General features: G+C 39.7%; 20 protein-coding genes. 16 read left to right on the top strand and 4 right to left on the bottom strand.

What is annotated here, in order from left to right; all coding sequences use genetic code 11:
* Window positions 1-32: 32 nt before the first annotated feature.
* The 4 genes from rsmA to LS74_RS02870 are packed head-to-tail and all read left to right on the top strand — an operon-like array spanning window position 33 to window position 4,239.
* Window positions 33-887, top strand: coding sequence for a 16S rRNA (adenine(1518)-N(6)/adenine(1519)-N(6))-dimethyltransferase RsmA (rsmA, locus tag LS74_RS02885; RefSeq protein ID WP_034587941.1), 855 nt, complete (start codon window positions 33-35; stop codon window positions 885-887).
* Window positions 841-2,964, top strand: coding sequence for a ribonuclease J (locus LS74_RS02880; protein WP_084584292.1), 2,124 nt, complete (start codon window positions 841-843; stop codon window positions 2,962-2,964). The genes rsmA and LS74_RS02880 overlap by 47 nt, the downstream gene beginning before the upstream one ends.
* Window positions 2,965-3,001: 37 nt before the next feature.
* On the top strand, window positions 3,002-3,973 hold the full coding sequence (locus tag LS74_RS02875) for a KpsF/GutQ family sugar-phosphate isomerase (protein ID WP_034587945.1): 972 nt from the start codon (window positions 3,002-3,004) through the stop codon (window positions 3,971-3,973).
* A gap of 26 nt (window positions 3,974-3,999) precedes the next feature.
* Window positions 4,000-4,239: a DUF2443 family protein gene (locus tag LS74_RS02870; RefSeq protein ID WP_002956042.1), complete on the top strand. Its 240-nt coding sequence runs from the start codon at window positions 4,000-4,002 to the stop codon at window positions 4,237-4,239.
* Between the two features lie 97 nt (window positions 4,240-4,336).
* Here the strand turns inward: LS74_RS02870 and LS74_RS10875 are convergent, their stop codons facing one another.
* Complete coding sequence (locus LS74_RS10875) at window positions 4,337-4,480, bottom strand: hypothetical protein (RefSeq protein ID WP_167480463.1); 144 nt, start codon at window positions 4,478-4,480, stop codon at window positions 4,337-4,339.
* A gap of 70 nt (window positions 4,481-4,550) precedes the next feature.
* Window positions 4,551-5,075, bottom strand: coding sequence for a 2-amino-4-hydroxy-6-hydroxymethyldihydropteridine diphosphokinase (folK, locus tag LS74_RS02865; RefSeq protein WP_138128810.1), 525 nt, complete (start codon window positions 5,073-5,075; stop codon window positions 4,551-4,553).
* A gap of 64 nt (window positions 5,076-5,139) precedes the next feature.
* Here folK and LS74_RS02860 point away from each other — a divergent pair, with 64 nt between their 5' ends.
* The 12 genes from LS74_RS02860 (at window position 5,140) to leuB (ending at window position 13,932) form a co-directional block, all read left to right on the top strand.
* A complete protein-coding gene (locus LS74_RS02860) occupies window positions 5,140-5,880 on the top strand; it encodes a DsbA family protein (RefSeq protein WP_034587950.1) in 741 nt (246 codons plus the stop codon).
* Window positions 5,881-6,094: 214 nt separating this feature from the next.
* Complete coding sequence (locus LS74_RS02855) at window positions 6,095-6,469, top strand: hypothetical protein (protein ID WP_034589409.1); 375 nt, start codon at window positions 6,095-6,097, stop codon at window positions 6,467-6,469.
* A gap of 10 nt (window positions 6,470-6,479) precedes the next feature.
* Window positions 6,480-6,914, top strand: a complete 435-nt coding sequence (locus LS74_RS02850) for a hypothetical protein (RefSeq protein WP_034589411.1) — start codon at window positions 6,480-6,482, stop codon at window positions 6,912-6,914.
* Entirely contained in the window at window positions 6,907-7,242 is a 336-nt protein-coding gene (locus tag LS74_RS02845; protein ID WP_034589413.1) for a hypothetical protein, read from the top strand. The genes LS74_RS02850 and LS74_RS02845 overlap by 8 nt, the downstream gene beginning before the upstream one ends.
* Before the next feature lie 224 nt (window positions 7,243-7,466).
* On the top strand, window positions 7,467-7,679 hold the full coding sequence (locus LS74_RS02840; protein ID WP_034589415.1) for a hypothetical protein: 213 nt from the start codon (window positions 7,467-7,469) through the stop codon (window positions 7,677-7,679).
* Window positions 7,680-7,876: 197 nt separating this feature from the next.
* Entirely contained in the window at window positions 7,877-9,547 is a 1,671-nt protein-coding gene (locus tag LS74_RS02835) for a 2-isopropylmalate synthase (protein ID WP_138128788.1), read from the top strand.
* Window positions 9,548-9,677: 130 nt separating this feature from the next.
* Window positions 9,678-10,214: a hypothetical protein gene (locus LS74_RS02830; RefSeq protein WP_034589170.1), complete on the top strand. Its 537-nt coding sequence runs from the start codon at window positions 9,678-9,680 to the stop codon at window positions 10,212-10,214.
* A gap of 123 nt (window positions 10,215-10,337) precedes the next feature.
* On the top strand, window positions 10,338-10,868 hold the full coding sequence (locus tag LS74_RS02825) for an NAD(P)H-dependent oxidoreductase (RefSeq protein ID WP_034589167.1): 531 nt from the start codon (window positions 10,338-10,340) through the stop codon (window positions 10,866-10,868).
* Entirely contained in the window at window positions 10,859-12,121 is a 1,263-nt protein-coding gene (leuC, locus tag LS74_RS02820; protein WP_034589164.1) for a 3-isopropylmalate dehydratase large subunit, read from the top strand. The genes LS74_RS02825 and leuC overlap by 10 nt, the downstream gene beginning before the upstream one ends.
* A 31-nt stretch (window positions 12,122-12,152) precedes the next feature.
* Complete coding sequence (leuD, locus tag LS74_RS02815; protein WP_138128784.1) at window positions 12,153-12,644, top strand: 3-isopropylmalate dehydratase small subunit; 492 nt, start codon at window positions 12,153-12,155, stop codon at window positions 12,642-12,644.
* 51 nt (window positions 12,645-12,695) lie between these two features.
* Complete coding sequence (locus LS74_RS02810) at window positions 12,696-12,956, top strand: hypothetical protein (protein WP_138128782.1); 261 nt, start codon at window positions 12,696-12,698, stop codon at window positions 12,954-12,956.
* Complete coding sequence (gene leuB / locus LS74_RS02805; protein WP_004088815.1) at window positions 12,859-13,932, top strand: 3-isopropylmalate dehydrogenase; 1,074 nt, start codon at window positions 12,859-12,861, stop codon at window positions 13,930-13,932. The genes LS74_RS02810 and leuB overlap by 98 nt, the downstream gene beginning before the upstream one ends.
* Before the next feature lie 65 nt (window positions 13,933-13,997).
* On the opposite strand, the gene LS74_RS02800 is transcribed toward leuB, so the two are convergent.
* Window positions 13,998-14,681 (bottom strand): C39 family peptidase, encoded by a 684-nt coding sequence (locus tag LS74_RS02800; protein ID WP_034587292.1) that lies wholly within the window; start codon window positions 14,679-14,681, stop codon window positions 13,998-14,000.
* Window positions 14,681-15,520 (bottom strand): hypothetical protein, encoded by an 840-nt coding sequence (locus LS74_RS02795; RefSeq protein WP_138128780.1) that lies wholly within the window; start codon window positions 15,518-15,520, stop codon window positions 14,681-14,683. Before LS74_RS02795 ends, LS74_RS02800 begins: the two co-directional genes overlap by 1 nt.
* Between the last annotated feature and the right edge of the window lie 38 nt (window positions 15,521-15,558).

Genomic DNA, 15,558 nt, shown 5'->3' with positions numbered 1-15,558 from the left:
TTTTCTAAAATAAAGGTTAGGGCTTTGAGCAAATGCAGAATCTTGCACATCACGCCAAAAAGCGTTTAGGACAGAATTTCTTGCAAGATTCTCACTATATTCATAAAATTGTCCAATCCATTCCCACTTTGCCTATTCAGTGCGTTGAAATTGGGGTTGGCTTGGGTGATTTGACACAAGAGCTATTGAAAATAGAATCCTTGATAGCCTATGAAGTCGATTTAGACTTATGTTCTTTACTTGATGAAAAATTTTCTAAACAAATAGAGAGTGGGCGGTTACACATCATTTATGAAGATGTTTTAAATCGCCCATCACAACAAGCGTGGTTACACACACAAGAGTATAAGGTTGTCTCAAATCTTCCTTATTACATCGCCACACATATTATCGTGCGTCTTTTGCGTGATAGATTCTGTCGTGGCTTTATCGTAATGACACAAAAGGAAGTCGCACAAAAGTTCTGTGCCAAAAGTGGCGAAAAAGAGTTTTGTGCTTTAAGCGTTTTAGTTGAGAGTTTAGGCACAGCAGAATTGCTTTTTGATGTGCCAAAGGAAGCATTCTCCCCTATACCCAAAGTAACCTCATCAGTCTTTGTGATACATAAAAATCCATTACAGGGAAATGCGGATTTCTCTCTCTGTGATTTGGAAGCTTTTTTAAAACTTGCCTTTTGCTCACCACGCAAAACACTTGCTAAAAATCTTTCTTTATCCTTTGATAAAAGAAGCATTGAGTTAGCTTTAGAATCTGCAAATGTGAAGCCAAATGCAAGAGCGCACGAAGTAAAGACAGAAAGTTTTCACCATATTTTAAACACTCTCAAAAAAGGAAATGATAATGCAGGAGAAAGAAACAATGGAGAAAAAAACACCAGAGCAGAGTAGCCAAGTCAGCAGGTTCAGTAAATTCACAGATAGATTTAAGAAAAAAAGCCCAGAGGAACAAGCCAATGATATGACTTCAGATTCTACAGAATCTAGCCAAAATCAAGCAAAGAATTTTCACAATCGCTTCAAGCAACGAGATTCTAAAAATTACGCAAACACGCAGGGCAATGCACAAACTGACACGCAAAGCAATGCAAATCAAGGGCAAAAGAACTTTGAAAAAAGACGATGGCAAGGCAAAAATCCCCACGCCCAACACAACAAAGCCCAAAATGATGAGAGCATAAATGGAATCCGCGAAGTAAGAGATGTGAATGAAAAAGGCAATCTAGGCTTACACAAAGATTTAAAACGAGGTGTGGAAGCAAATGAGAAAATCCAACGCCAAAGCCTTAATGCCCACAACAAGCTTAATCTCAACACAAAAGCAAGTGTGCGTATCACACCACTTGGTGGGCTTGGCGAAATTGGTGGCAATATCACCGTGATTGAAACACAAGATTCGGCTATCGTCATTGATGTGGGTATGAGCTTCCCTAATGAAGATATGCACGGCGTGGATATTCTCGTGCCAGATTTTAGCTATCTTTTTGCGATTAAAGATAAAATTGCCGCGGTGATTATCACTCACGCACACGAAGACCACATAGGGGCTGTGCCTTATCTTTTCAAACTCTTACAATTTCCTATCTATGGCACACCACTTCCGCTTGGTATGATAGGCAGCAAGTTTGATGAGCACGGGCTAAAAAAATTCCGCTCATTTTTCAAAATCGTTGAAAAACGCAAACCCATAAAGATCGGTGCATTTGAAGTAGAGTGGATTAATATCACGCATTCAATCATTGATGCTTCCGCCCTTGCCATACGCACAGAAGCAGGAGTGATTATCCACACCGGCGATTTTAAGATAGACCACACCCCTGTGGATAATCTCCCCACCGATTTGCACCGCCTAGCTCATTATGGCGAAGAAGGCGTTATGCTCTTACTTAGTGATTCTACAAACTCCCATCGCAGCGGAGTAACGCCCAGCGAAGCGAGTGTAGGACCGACATTTGAGACATTATTCAAACAAGCCCAAGGGCGTGTGATTATGAGCACATTCTCTTCAAATATTCATCGCGTGTATCAAGCCATAACTCACGGGCTAAAATACAACCGCAAAGTCGCCGTCATTGGGCGATCAATGGAGAAGAATCTTGAACTTGCTAGAGAGCTAGGCTACATTGACTTGCCACAAAATATTTTTATTGAAGCACACGAAGTGGAAAAATACCCCGATGAAGAAGTATTGATTGTAACGACAGGCTCTCAAGGCGAGACAATGAGTGCGTTATATCGTATGGCGACAGATGAGCATAGACATATTAAAATTAAGCCAAGTGATATGGTGATTATCTCTGCTAAAGCCATTCCGGGTAATGAAGGCTCAGTTTCTACCGTGCTTAATTTCCTTATGAAAGCCGGAGCGAAAGTGGCTTACCAAGACTTTAGCGAGATTCACGTAAGCGGACACGCCGCACAAGAAGAGCAAAAGCTAATGCTACGACTTGTGAAGCCAAAATTCTTCCTGCCTGTGCACGGAGAATACAATCATATCGCTAGACATAAGCAAACTGCCATTGCTTGTGGAGTAATGGAAAAAAATATCCTGCTTATGGAAGATGGCGATCAAATAGAAGTCAATCCCAACTATATGAAAAAAGTCCGCAGTGTCAAAAATGGCAAAACTTACATTGATAATCAAATCAACCGCCAAATTGAAAATGATGTCGTGCTTGACAGACAGGCTTTAGCAAGTGATGGCATTGTGATTATTTCAGCTAAAATCAGTAAGGATCGCAAGATTTTGGAGACAAAAATCACAAGCTACGGACTTGTAGCGGACAAGGAAGATAAAGGCTTTGAAAAAGAGATGAATGACACGCTTGAATTTGTGGTGAAAAACTTCAAGACAGATGGCTTTAATGCGAAGAATCTTGAAAATGAAGTGCATAACACATTCAAGCGACATATTTTCAAAAAAGTCAAAAAATATCCAACCATTGTGCCGATGATTTATGTTGTATAAATCGCCAAGATTCTAATATGGAACAAAAAGGGACCAAATGCAAAAGCTAAACTACACAGAGATTGCAAAAAAAGTGCTAGAGATAGAATCTCAAGCCCTGCTTGAAGCTATAAAACGCATAAATGGAGCGGAGCTTGAAGCGATTGTGGAAAAGATTTTTCATTCTCGTGGGAAGCTTGTGGTATGCGGTGTAGGCAAAAGTGGGCTTATTGGTGCAAAAATCTCTGCCACGCTTTCAAGCACAGGCACACCAAGCGTGTTCTTACACCCCACAGAAGCACTGCACGGGGATTTGGGAATGTTACAAAAAGATGACATTCTCCTTGCCATTAGTTATAGTGGGAAAAGCGAAGAACTCCTTAGCATTATTCCGCATATCAAACGCTTTGGTAATACTATCATCACAATGAGCAGAGACAAACTCTCACCCTTATCCGCTTTGGGCGATTATTTTTTAGACATCAGCATTACGCGTGAAGCCTGTCCGCTTAATATCGCCCCCACAAGCTCCACAACGCTTACCCTTGCCCTTGGCGATGTGTTAGCCGTGTGCCTTATGAAAAGACGAGCATTTAAGGCGGAAAATTTTGCCTCTTTTCACCCCGGCGGAGCGTTAGGCAAACAGCTTTTTGTCAAGCTTAAAGACTTAATGCAAACGCAGGATTTGCCTATTATCCCGCCAGAAATGCCCCTATCTCAAGCTATTATCATTATGAGCCAAAAGCGACTTGGCAATGCCATTATTGCTAAAGATAATGTGATTTGGGGGATTTTAAGCGATGGGGATTTAAGACGTGCAATGATGAAGCAAGACTTTAGCTTAGAATCTCAAGTCGGTGCTTACGCTACGCAAAATCCAAAAGTATGCGATACGCCCGATATTCTAGCCTATGATGCACTCAAAATGATGGAAGATAATAAGATTCAGCTCCTTGTCATCACAGATAAGCACAAACACATACAAGGTGCGATACACTTGCATACACTCATCAGTGCAGGACTAAAATAAGCCTAAACCAACACAAAGGAATGAAAATGTGGGAAAAAATAGATGAAATTTTTAAAAGCATAGAAGACATACGCGACGACATTAATATCTTGCTTAATATTGCTAAAATCTCGCTTGTGGATTATATAATGATTAAACGCGGCTCACAGGATATGCCCGAACATCTTAGCTTTGATTTACTCGCACAAATTGATGTTGAGATTGATAAGCTTAAGGCACAAATTGATTCTCTTAACCGCTTAAAACGCGAACTGCTTGTGTTTTAGATTCTAGCTTCCGCATTGTCTCTTTGGTGTCTTTATGCAGTCTAGAATCTCTAAACTACACAATTCCCCTATAGTTAGCTACGCTTAAGGCACGCCCTTAAGCGTGTAAAATTAAATCGCGTGAAACGCAAACCTTGTAAAGCGTTGTCGGGGTGGGGGATATATAAGGGGGAGCGAGTGGCACGACCACGAGCCGACTTCGCATTCGTGCGTAAGCACTAATCCACACTTGTAAATTCAAGCCCCTCCCCCTTGTAAAAAAAATAAAAAACTAAATCTTATTTTTGCACCCACCCATAAAAACATAGAATCTAACACAAAGATTCTATAAAGCTCATCGGTAGCATTACTGAACTCCTTTGCGTGTAGAATCTATGTGGCACATACAAATGCTTCCATTGCAGATTCAAAGTATTAAATAAAATTAAATCCACATCTAGTGTGCGTGGAGCATTTTTAAACGCCCTTTTACGCCCACGCCCAAAGCGTCTTTCCATATAAAACATAAGCCCAAATATTTCTACCAAACTTAAATCACTCTCACACACCAACACCGCATTATAAAAGTCATTTTGCAACGCAAAGCCAAAAGGTGGATTACGCCAAATAGGAGAGCTTTGTAAAATACGAATGCGTGGGTGTGAATCTAGCCAAGTAAAAGCAGATTCTAAAATCTCCACACTACCCCTATTTTTCAAAGCCATATTTGAGCCAAGCCCTAAAACAAATATATTACGACACGCCTTGTAGGAGCTAGATTTAAAATTTTTGTGTTTAAAAAACTTATATGTATAAGGATAGTGCTTTGAGCTTAGAATCTTTACGCCCTTCATCATTTGCCTTTGTATTTGTGAAAACATTATAGAATCTTAGCCCAAATTTACTTCACAAAGGATATAGATGAAAAAGATTCTTCTCTCTCTTAGCCTTGTCTCTAGCTTTGTTTCTAGTCTTGCTTTGGCAGCGAGTTTTGAGCAAACCCTGCAAGAGACAATCAAGTCTAGCACTAAACAAAACGCAAAAATCCTAAAAATCCAAGATCTTAAATCCACGCCAAACATTAAGCTCGTGCTGATTGAAGTAGGCAAAATGCAAGTGCCGATTTTTGCAAGTAGCGATGGACGGGCGATTATTGGCGTGTCAAATGTCTTTTTCTCTAGCAATAATGAGGATATGGGAGCGGTAGGCTCGCTCATTAAACAAACGCAAAACGACACCCCAGATGATGAAAAGCTAAGCAAATTTTTTAAGCAGATTCCCAAAGATGACTACATCATTTTAGAATCTAAAAACAAAAATAGTAAAAAAATCACCTACATTATCTCCGACCCCAACTGCCCAAGCTGTCAAAAAGAGCTAAAAAACATTGATAAACACCTAGCAGATTCTAATGTCTATATGCTGATTGTGGGCTTTGTGGGTAAAGATTCACCTTTGAAGGCAAGTATGCTACGAGAAAGGGCAGCCGATATGAAAGATAATAAGCAAAAACTCGCCCTTTTGCAAGAAGTCTATACGCCAAATTCCAAAGTGCCTTCAAGCTTTATTAATATTGACATCAAAGACACTATGCGTCTTAATCAAAAGGCTATGGAAGCGGGGATTAAAAGTGTGCCTTTTATTTTTGAGAGTGAAAAATAAGGCTTAAAACCCCAAAAACTCTAGCAGATTCTATGCTTTTCACATTTCTTAGATTCTAAACTAGAATCTAAGCTTTTTTCACCACAAAACCTTTATAGCAAATGCTTTTTGCCACAAACTTACCCTTGCTTTACACTTTTTATCCCAAGATTTAAAAGTTGTTTTTTTTTTTTTTTTGTAGGATTAAGCTACCTTTCTACCAATTGTTTTTGCTTTGTCGCTTGGCGTATGCGGAGCGTGGGCAAATGGAGTAAAAGGGCATTGCTATCAGCATTTTAAGAATACTGATATTTGTCTCATCGCAGAGAAAGAATTCCAACGCCAAGAGCTTGAAAAAAGCGGCGATGTATATGGAGCTAGGGGATTGTTTGATGTGATTAAGACAATGGCTTTTGGCGTGGCGGATTATGATTCACTTGCAGGCACATTGCAAGATATGGAAGAAGAGCTAGGGGATAATGCTAATCTTAGATTCAAAGGATTCTCCTACTGCAAGGGCGTAGAGCCATATATTTGGAATGTCCTTTCTCAAATGGGCAAGACAAATCAATCGCTCAATCAGCAAGTCGCCGCTGTATGTGGAAACTAAGGGGGAATAGATGAGAATCTTGGCATTTATTTTATTCTGCGGAGTGATGTTTGGACCAAGTGGATGTAGCAATTTTATGACTGGATTTAATGAAGACAAATATGGTAATACCGGAAGAGCACCAAAAGCCGGAGAGGGGATATTAAATTGGAATGCCTCAAAATACTATCGTGGCGAAATACAAATTGTTACAGAACCAGCAGGACTAGAAGTAGAACTATACAACAGAGGCGAACTTCTCAAGAGCAAGGAAGATTTAGGATATTTTAAAGCACAAGAAATGGATAAAGAAAGAAGAAACAATCTAAGAAACATAGCAAATACTAGCTGCTATGGAGCAGCCCTTAATGGAAGTTATAGTCAATGTGCTGCCGATGGAGATCAAGCGAAACAAGAACTAAGAGAAAAAACAAGCTCTCAATATATGGATGAGAAATATGGATGAGAAATTTGCACAAGGCTTGGAAAGAAATACAACACCTACCACTGCAAGACTTACTGCAAGAACACCAGAAAATAAAGCTTCAAAATATGTGCTTGTCTTTAAGAAAAATGGCAAAGAAATCGCAAGAAAAGAGATAAAAACACATATTAATTGGTGGGCATACCTTGATCCATTTGTTTTTCCATTTGGAACACTTATATTTTCGAGCAATATGGGTTGGAATTGGTGGGGAGGAGAGAAACCACATCTTACACAAACCAGATCTTATCTTACACAAGGTGATATAGAAGCATATTTGGTAGGAGATGAACTGGTATATACGAAATAGTAGAAACTAAGATTCTAAATCAACCCACATTGAATCTAAAAAGCAAAAGCCTAGAATCATCTGGGCTAGAATCTTTATAGTCCTCCCTTTTTTTCAAAACCTATTCAAAACTTTACTTATTTTTTTATCTCTATCTTTTTCTAACTATCTTTTTCGCTTGTGGCTTTAAAATCGCGTAAAAATAAAATGGCAATATTACACTAAAATTTTAGTAAAGGAATCTTATGCGGTATAAGTTGATGATGTGCGGATTTAGCGCAATGTGTGAAGATATGCAGGAAGTAAAAGATAGGCTCAAAGTCATTCCGGTGGAGCGAAGCAGACTTGAAAGCAGCGAATGCTATGTCTTTGACCTACACACTGCGGAGCGATATGCCATACTCCCAAGCCAAAAGGGGTGGATTATCAAAAAGGCAGAATCTAGCCAAGAAGCTTAAGCTAAAAAGGCTAAAATGAACCAAGAACAGAGCTAAAACTAAACAAGATTCTATAAAAACTCGCTAGAAAGATTCCAAATTTTCTATTCTTTGCAACTTTTGCTTATTTTGTAGAAAATTTTTATTATTTTTGTATTTTTTATTGCTACAATCAAAGGGCTTTTTAAGCCTTTGCAGCAAATTTACAAGGAGTTTTTATGAATCACAAGAAATACAAACGCGGCTATTTTATGCCCCCAGATTCTAACAAAGATTCTAAATCGTATTTAGAATGGAGCAAAAAAGAGTATATAGAGTCCGCACCTTTATGGTGTAGCGTGGATTTACGCGATGGGAATCAAGCCCTAATCACCCCTATGAGCTTGGAAGAAAAAATCACATTTTTTAAACTCCTGCTGCAAATTGGCTTTAAAGATATTGAGGTTGGATTCCCCGCAGCGAGTGAAACCGAATACCGCTTTTTACGCACTTTAATAGAGCAGAATCTAATCCCAAAAGATGTGCGTTTGCAGGTGCTTACCCAAGCAAGAGAGCATATCATCAAACGCACTTTTGAAGCATTACAAGGCTGTCCTAATGCGGTGGTGCATTTTTATAACTCAACTTCTTACGCCCAAAGGGAGCAAGTCTTTAGAAAGTCAAAAGATGAAGTAAAAAAAATCGCTATTGATGGGGCGTTATGCGTGAAGCAAATGGCACAAGAGACAGAGGGCAACTTTTTCTTTGAATACTCGCCAGAAAGTTTTAGTGGCACAGAGATTGACTACGCCCTTGAAGTCAGCAATGCTGTGATTGATATTTTTAAGCCCACAAAAGAGCAAAAGTTTATTTTGAATCTCCCTGCCACAGTTGAGATGAGTTTGCCTCATATTTACGCACAACAAGTGGAGTTTATGAGTAAGAATCTTTTGCATAGGGAAAATGTGCTTATATCCTTGCACCCGCATAATGACAGGGGCTGTGCGGTAGCGAGTGCGGAGCTTGGAATCTTAGCGGGGGCAGATAGGATTGAAGGCACACTTTTTGGCAATGGCGAACGCACAGGGAATGTGGATATTATCACCCTAGCGTTAAATCTCACCACACACGGCGTAGATCCCAAACTTGATTTTAGCAATCTCCCCCAAATTTGCGATGTGTATGAATCTGTAACCAAAATGCAAGTCTATGAACGCCAACCCTATGCCGGAAAGCTTGTCTTTGCCGCCTTTTCTGGCTCTCATCAAGACGCTATTGCAAAAGGTATGGCGTATCACAAAGAGAAAAATCTTAGCACTTGGAGTGTGCCTTATCTCCCGCTTGACCCGCAAGATGTGGGGCGAGTGTATGAAAGCGATGTGATACGCATAAACTCACAAAGCGGTAAGGGCGGTATTGCCTACATTTTGCACGAGCATTATGGGGCGAACTTGCCGCCACTTTTTAGAGAGGAGTTTTCCTACTATATTAAGGATATTTCGGATAAAGCACATAAGGAGCTTAGCCCAAGTGAGATATGTGCGATTTTTGAAAAGGATTTTGTGAATGTTGCGGAGTTTTTAGAGATAGGTGAGTTTGCTTTTGAGACAAAAGAAAATGAATGCGAAGTGCGTATAGAGCTAGTCAAACCGCAAAAAAAGAGCATAGATTCTAAAGGAAATGGGCGACTTGATAGCGTGGCAAATGCGTTAAGAGAGCATTTAAACCTAAGCTTTGATATACTAGATTACAGCGAACACGCTTTGAAAAATGGCTCAAATGCTAAGGCGATAGCCTATGTGCAGATTGAATCTAATGGTAAAAAATACTTTGGAGCGGGGATTGATAATGATATTATCAAAGCTTCAGTGTATGCGTTAGTCAGTGCGTTAAATCGTGCATTAGAATAAATGTTAATATTAGGATCTTATATGCAGAAAAAGCTCTACTCTTCTACCTTGCTTTTTCTTATTTGCTTTGCTTTTTCTGCGTGTAGCAGTGTATATTATTCTGCAGATTGATCCCCAAGCAAACTTTAATATGCAAGAACCGCTCACAATATTTTACAAACAAGACCTCAACATAGCAGAGAAAAAATCTATCCTTTTGCTGGGACAAATTATGGTGGAAGAGGGTTATTTCATTACTGGATTCAACATAGAACGGGTTGATACACGCTGTTTTATAACCTTTGTTCCACATACATACTTACAAAAACACGCGAGAAGCCACACAACCTTTAATACAACTAGCAACAGCACCTATATACCCGGTGTTTATAATGGTAATGGATATAATCCCGGACATATAGTTACAACAACTAAAACAACACCGCATACGCATTACTATACGGAAGATGTGCTTTACCAGCAGATAGGAATGAGTTTAAGTTGTCTAGAAAACAACAAAAAAAATAGAATCTGGTTTGGTTTTGTATCCGTTGAATATGATATTTATAAAAAACATCAAGACGATATTCTAAGGCACCTAGTAAGTCTCATATTTAAAGAATTTGAAGGCGATGTGTATCTTTTTAACCTTCGTAAAAAAAACACAACAACCTCAACAAAATTTTAAAGATATATTTTAACTAAAAGAGTATATTAATGAGAAGACATTGCCTAATGCTAAACACGATACTTTACCCTTGCAAATAAGGTATCATCATTTAGAGCATTTACATCAACAAAAGGAGCTTGTATGCAAACACTACTTATTTTTTCACACACATTTTGGAAAGATTCTAAAGTCAATAGGGCGTTATTAGAATCTGCTAAAACACTCTCAAATGTGAAGATTCACAATCTCAATGAGAGCTATAAAGACGGCGTGATAAATGCCGAAAATGAAGTGGCATTACTCAAAGATTCACAAAAAATCATCTTTCAATTTCCGCTGTTTTGGTTTAGCACACCTGCGCTTATGAAAGAGTGGCAGGATAGGGTTTTGACACATATTTTATATGGCAAAGATTCTAAGCTACTGCAAGGCAAAAAGTTTCAAATCATTACGACTTTAGGCGGGGCAAAAGATAGCTATGATGGGCATCACGGATATAGCCTTAATACGATTTTAAGCCCACTCACAAGTGCGTTTAAGTATTGTGGCTGCGAGATTTTGGAATCTTTTGCTATCTTTAGTGCAAAGGTAGATACACTGCCTATGCAAGAGTATTTAGAGACATTACAAAATGATAAACAACAATCAGTAAGGAGCAAAATATGGGAATGACAATGAGTCAAAAAATCTTAGCTGATAGAGCGGGATTAAAATCTGTCAAAGCAAATGATTTGATACGAGCAAAGCTAGATATGGTGCTAGGCAATGACATTACCACGCCTGTGGCAATCAACGCCTTTAAACAAGCTAAATTCACACAAGTTTTTGATAAAAACAAAATCTCACTTGTAATGGATCACTTCGCACCAAATAAGGACATAAAAGCCGCTACACAATCTCAGCAATGCCGCTGTTTTGCTAATGACTTTGATATTAAGCATTACTATGATGTGGGGAATATGGGGGTAGAACACGCCCTTTTGCCTGAACAAGGCATTGTAACCATCGGTGATTTGATTATCGGGGCAGATTCTCACACCTGCACTTATGGGGCGTTGGGCGCGTTTAGCACGGGGGTTGGAAGCACGGATATGGCTGTGGGTATGGCGACAGGCGAGGCGTGGTTTAAAGTCCCAAAGGCGATGAAGTTTAATCTCAAAGGCAAACTCCGCCCTTATGTGAGTGGCAAAGATGTGATTTTACATATCATCGGTAAAATCGGCGTTGATGGGGCGTTGTATAAAAGTATGGAGTTTAGCGGGGAAGGGCTAAAAAACTTAACCATTGATGATAGGCTTTGCATTGCGAATATGGCGATTGAAGCGGGAGCGAAAAATGGTATTTTTGAAGTTGATGACATTACGATTGAATACGCTAAGGGACGCACGAGCAAGGAGTTTAGAATCTACAAGGCTGATGAAGATGCAGAGTATGAAGAAGTCTTTGATATTGAGCTAGATTCCATAGATCACACCGTGGCATTTCCGCATTTGCCTGAAAATACGAGAGAAAGAGAGCAGTGGGGCGAGATAAAGATAGATCAAGTTGTCATCGGCTCTTGCACCAATGGTAGGCTAAGCGATATGGAAGTGGCAGCAAATATTCTAAAGGATAAAACAATAGCAAAAAATACGCGTTGTATCATCATTCCCGCTACGCAACATATCTATTTAGAGTGTATTAATCGTGGGTATTTAGAGACTTTTATCAAAGCTGGAGCGGTAGTATCTACGCCTACTTGTGGTCCTTGCCTTGGCGGACATATGGGAATCTTAGCGGCAAATGAAAAATGCGTCTCTACCACAAATCGCAACTTTGTAGGCAGAATGGGGCATACTACAAGCGAAGTGTATCTTAGCTCCCCTGAAGTAGCGGCTGCTAGTGCAGTAAGGGGGATTCTAAGCTCCCCGCAAGATGTTATGTAATGTGGATTACTCGCAAAAGGAGATTAAGAAAATGAAAGCACAAGGATTTATCCATAAATACGGCGATAATGTAGATACTGATGTGATTATTCCAGCAAGGTATCTCAACACCGCAGACCATAGGGAGCTTGCAAGTCATTGTATGGAGGATATTGATAAGGATTTTGTGAAAAAGGTGAGAAGCGGCGATATTATGGTTGGCGGATGGAACTTTGGCTGCGGGAGTAGCCGAGAACACGCACCAATTGCGATTAAGGCAAGTGGCATAAGCTGCATTATCGCAAAAAGCTTTGCTAGAATCTTTTATCGCAATGCGATTAATATCGGCTTAGCGATTATTGAATCTGAAGAGATAGCAGACTTCCTGCAAGATGGCGATAGTGTAAGCATTGACTTTGATAAAGGTGAGATTATAGAATCTAAAAGTGCTAAAAGCTTTAGCACAACGCCCTTTCCGCCCTTTATACAAGAGATTATCAATGCAAATGGGTATTTGAACTGGATAGCAAAGAATAAGAAGTAAGGTTTGGGTTTATTTCTAAAACCTTAGATTCTAAAAGAGATGTTTCACACTATGGCTAAATCATACAAAAACACTACTGCGGAAGTATCTTGTGATGATTTTGTGGGTTGTCAAAGTGGAGGCGAAGGGAGTTTGCTGAACGCAAATGACCGAGCCAACACTGCAGACTCCCGCAAAAGCACACAAGAGACAACGCAGCAACAAAGGAGAGAGAATGAAAAAACAAATAGCAGTAATACAGGGCGATGGTATCGGCAGAGAAGTCATCACACAAGCCCTAAAGGTGTTAGATTCTATAAAAAAAGCATATAAGCACGAGTTTGTGTATAAGGAAGTCTTAGCGGGTGGCTGTGCGATTGATGCTTGTGGGGAGTGTTTGCCTAAGGAAAGCTTGGAAGTTTGTAAGAGTAGTGATAGCGTTTTGCTAGGGGCGGTTGGCGGTCCAAAATGGGATAAAGAGCCAAGCCATAACCGCCCAGAATCCGCCCTTTTACGACTTAGAAAGGAGCTAGGTGTATTTGCTAATATCCGCCCAGCCACACTTTTGCCGGAGCTAAAAAATGCTAGTCCGCTAAAAAGCGAGATTTTACAAAAAGGTATTGATTTTGTTATCGTGCGTGAGCTTGTGGGTGGAGCGTATTTTGGTAGGCATTTGTGTGAGGAGAGAAATGGCGAAAAAGTCGCTACCGATGAGATGAGCTATACACAATCTCAAATTGAATCTATCGCAAAAGTAGGCTTTGAAATCGCACAAAAAAGAAAGAAAAACCTTGTGTCCGTGGATAAGGCAAATGTGTTAGCCTCATCGCGTTTATGGCGTGAAGTGGTGGAAAATGTGGCAAAAGATTATCCCGATGTAAGTCTAAGCCATATGTATGTGGATAATGCGGCAATGCAGATTTGCCGCGTCCCTAGTGCTTTTGATGTGATTTTAACGGAAAATATGTTTGGGGATATTTTGAGCGATGAAGCAAGTGTCATCACAGGCACTATTGGCGTAATCCCCTCTGCCTCACTCTCTCAAGGCACTTTAGGGCTATATGAGCCAATCCACGGCAGCGCACCGGATATTGCCGGACAAGACAAAGCAAATCCTATTGGCACGATTTTATCCGTGGCGATGATGTTAGAGCTTTCATTTGGGCTAAAGCAAGAAGCACAAGCGGTGCGAAATGCGGTGAATCTTGCCTTGAAAGAAGGCTATCGCACAGGCGATATGATGGATAAAGATTCAAAGCTGATAGGCTGTGAAAAAATGGGAGATATTATCAGCGGGTTTGTAGGCTAAATGAAACTTGATAGAGAATCTTAAAGGCAAGAATCTTCCTTTTTGGGATTTAAGATTCTGCAAGTTTAGTCCAAAGCCTTATCCTGTATAGCCTTATATATCATTGTATTTGTCTTATGTGTGAAAAATGTATCATTACCCTTATGCGTATCGCTTAAAATCGCTAGAATCTTGCCCGGATAGGTCAAATCATCGCGTTGATAAAACATCTCTAAAAACTTCCCCTTGCTGACTTTGATATTGCCTAAACTTGGATCAGCCAAATACACATAATGAGAATCTGTCCCTTTATATACGCTAAAATGCTCCATATCTCGCACATTGACATAAATAATCACTGGAATTTGCAATTTTGTCAATGTTTCAAAGTCTAAAGCCAAGCCCTGTGTGCGAAACCCCTTGCTTTGTGCAAAAAGTGCTAAATCACTAAAAGAAAGATGAGCTTTTTCCCTTAGATCATTATCTACTTCAATCTCACGCTTTTTATCCGTGCTAATGCCCTTATGCGAAAGTAAAAAGTCCAAAATCTCACGCTCACTTACCTCCACATCATAAAAATAACTCATAACACTTGAAAGCGAAGCTGCCCCGCAACTATAATCATACTTTTGACGCGTGAGATTCTCATCTCTTAGTTCAATCCAAGAACGCAAAGGCTTTGTGATATAGAAAGGTTCATTATAGAGTGAATGAGCCTTTGCCCCACTTACAAAAAGCCACAAAAACAACAAGATTCTAAAATAATACATTAGATTCTATATGAAAGCATAAGCGAAAGCGTATCGCTTGAATAAAACGCACTATTGAAGCTTTCCGCACTTGCAAAAAGAATGAGACGGGATTTTATCTCATATGCCACACCAAAAATATAGCCCACAGATGAGCTTTGTGCTTGGATTCTATCATTCATATAAGCCCTTGTGCTGTATTGATACCGCACTCCAGCATTAAGCGACACAAATGGGTTTATGGCAAAATACACTATTGGACTAAGAGAATATACATCAGCCTGATTCAAATGAATATTTTCAAAATCTTGTGAGAGATTGAATCTTGCATTAGCTTGGAGCAAAAACACAAGCGGATCAATCGTATAAAAGCTAAGGGCAAAAGCCGAATATCCCTTGCTATACTGCCACGCACTTTGTGTTTGGGACAAGTATGTCTTATTAGCTACATCAGCACTTCCTCCAAGAAGTAAAGCGGGGAATCTCCCCTCTTGCTTTGCTTGAATGATAAAGCCTAATGCAAATGAGTTAAAATCCGCCCTTTGCTGTGTGCTAAAGCTATGATTTATTTCAAAAAGGCTTTGCTGCCAAAACGCATTTAAAGTGCTAAAAACTTCCACTCTTTTCATAATGCCATAACGAGCTTGAAGCGAAAAATTTAAATAATCTTGATGTAGTTTGCTATGAATAGGCACACTGATGACACTACCATTTTGCTGTGGCATTTGCACGACATCAAGCTGTGAATGATGGATATTAATGTAGCTAAGATTCCCTAGAATCTTAAATTGCGAAGTTTTGGTAAAAATTTCATCAACACTTACAGGCTTGGCACAAAGGAGCAAAGCCCAAAAAGACAATACTCCTTATAATACGCCTAAAGCCAAGCATAGACATT

It is taken from the genome of Helicobacter magdeburgensis (genome assembly GCF_000765825.2).
GTDB classification, from domain to species: Bacteria; Campylobacterota; Campylobacteria; order Campylobacterales; family Helicobacteraceae; genus Helicobacter_C; species Helicobacter_C magdeburgensis.
The sequence above is the reverse complement of the archived record's forward strand: the minus strand, read 5'-3'. Positions and strand labels throughout refer to the sequence as shown.

Bases quoted from the DNA above. Each gene is read 5' to 3' on its own strand.
- rsmA (WP_034587941.1), top strand. From the start codon at position 33: ATGCAGAATCTTGCACATCACGCCAAAAAGCGTTTAGGACAGAATTTC.
- LS74_RS02880 (WP_084584292.1), top strand. From the start codon at position 841: ATGCAGGAGAAAGAAACAATGGAGAAAAAAACACCAGAGCAGAGTAGC.
- LS74_RS02875 (WP_034587945.1), top strand. From the start codon at position 3,002: ATGCAAAAGCTAAACTACACAGAGATTGCAAAAAAAGTGCTAGAGATA.
- LS74_RS02870 (WP_002956042.1), top strand. From the start codon at position 4,000: ATGTGGGAAAAAATAGATGAAATTTTTAAAAGCATAGAAGACATACGC.
- folK (WP_138128810.1), bottom strand. From the start codon at position 5,075: ATGATGAAGGGCGTAAAGATTCTAAGCTCAAAGCACTATCCTTATACA.
- LS74_RS02860 (WP_034587950.1), top strand. From the start codon at position 5,140: ATGAAAAAGATTCTTCTCTCTCTTAGCCTTGTCTCTAGCTTTGTTTCT.
- LS74_RS02850 (WP_034589411.1), top strand. From the start codon at position 6,480: ATGAGAATCTTGGCATTTATTTTATTCTGCGGAGTGATGTTTGGACCA.
- LS74_RS02845 (WP_034589413.1), top strand. From the start codon at position 6,907: ATGGATGAGAAATTTGCACAAGGCTTGGAAAGAAATACAACACCTACC.
- LS74_RS02840 (WP_034589415.1), top strand. From the start codon at position 7,467: ATGCGGTATAAGTTGATGATGTGCGGATTTAGCGCAATGTGTGAAGAT.
- LS74_RS02835 (WP_138128788.1), top strand. From the start codon at position 7,877: ATGAATCACAAGAAATACAAACGCGGCTATTTTATGCCCCCAGATTCT.
- LS74_RS02830 (WP_034589170.1), top strand. From the start codon at position 9,678: ATGCAAGAACCGCTCACAATATTTTACAAACAAGACCTCAACATAGCA.
- LS74_RS02825 (WP_034589167.1), top strand. From the start codon at position 10,338: ATGCAAACACTACTTATTTTTTCACACACATTTTGGAAAGATTCTAAA.
- leuC (WP_034589164.1), top strand. From the start codon at position 10,859: ATGGGAATGACAATGAGTCAAAAAATCTTAGCTGATAGAGCGGGATTA.
- leuD (WP_138128784.1), top strand. From the start codon at position 12,153: ATGAAAGCACAAGGATTTATCCATAAATACGGCGATAATGTAGATACT.
- LS74_RS02810 (WP_138128782.1), top strand. From the start codon at position 12,696: ATGGCTAAATCATACAAAAACACTACTGCGGAAGTATCTTGTGATGAT.
- leuB (WP_004088815.1), top strand. From the start codon at position 12,859: ATGAAAAAACAAATAGCAGTAATACAGGGCGATGGTATCGGCAGAGAA.
- LS74_RS02800 (WP_034587292.1), bottom strand. From the start codon at position 14,681: ATGTATTATTTTAGAATCTTGTTGTTTTTGTGGCTTTTTGTAAGTGGG.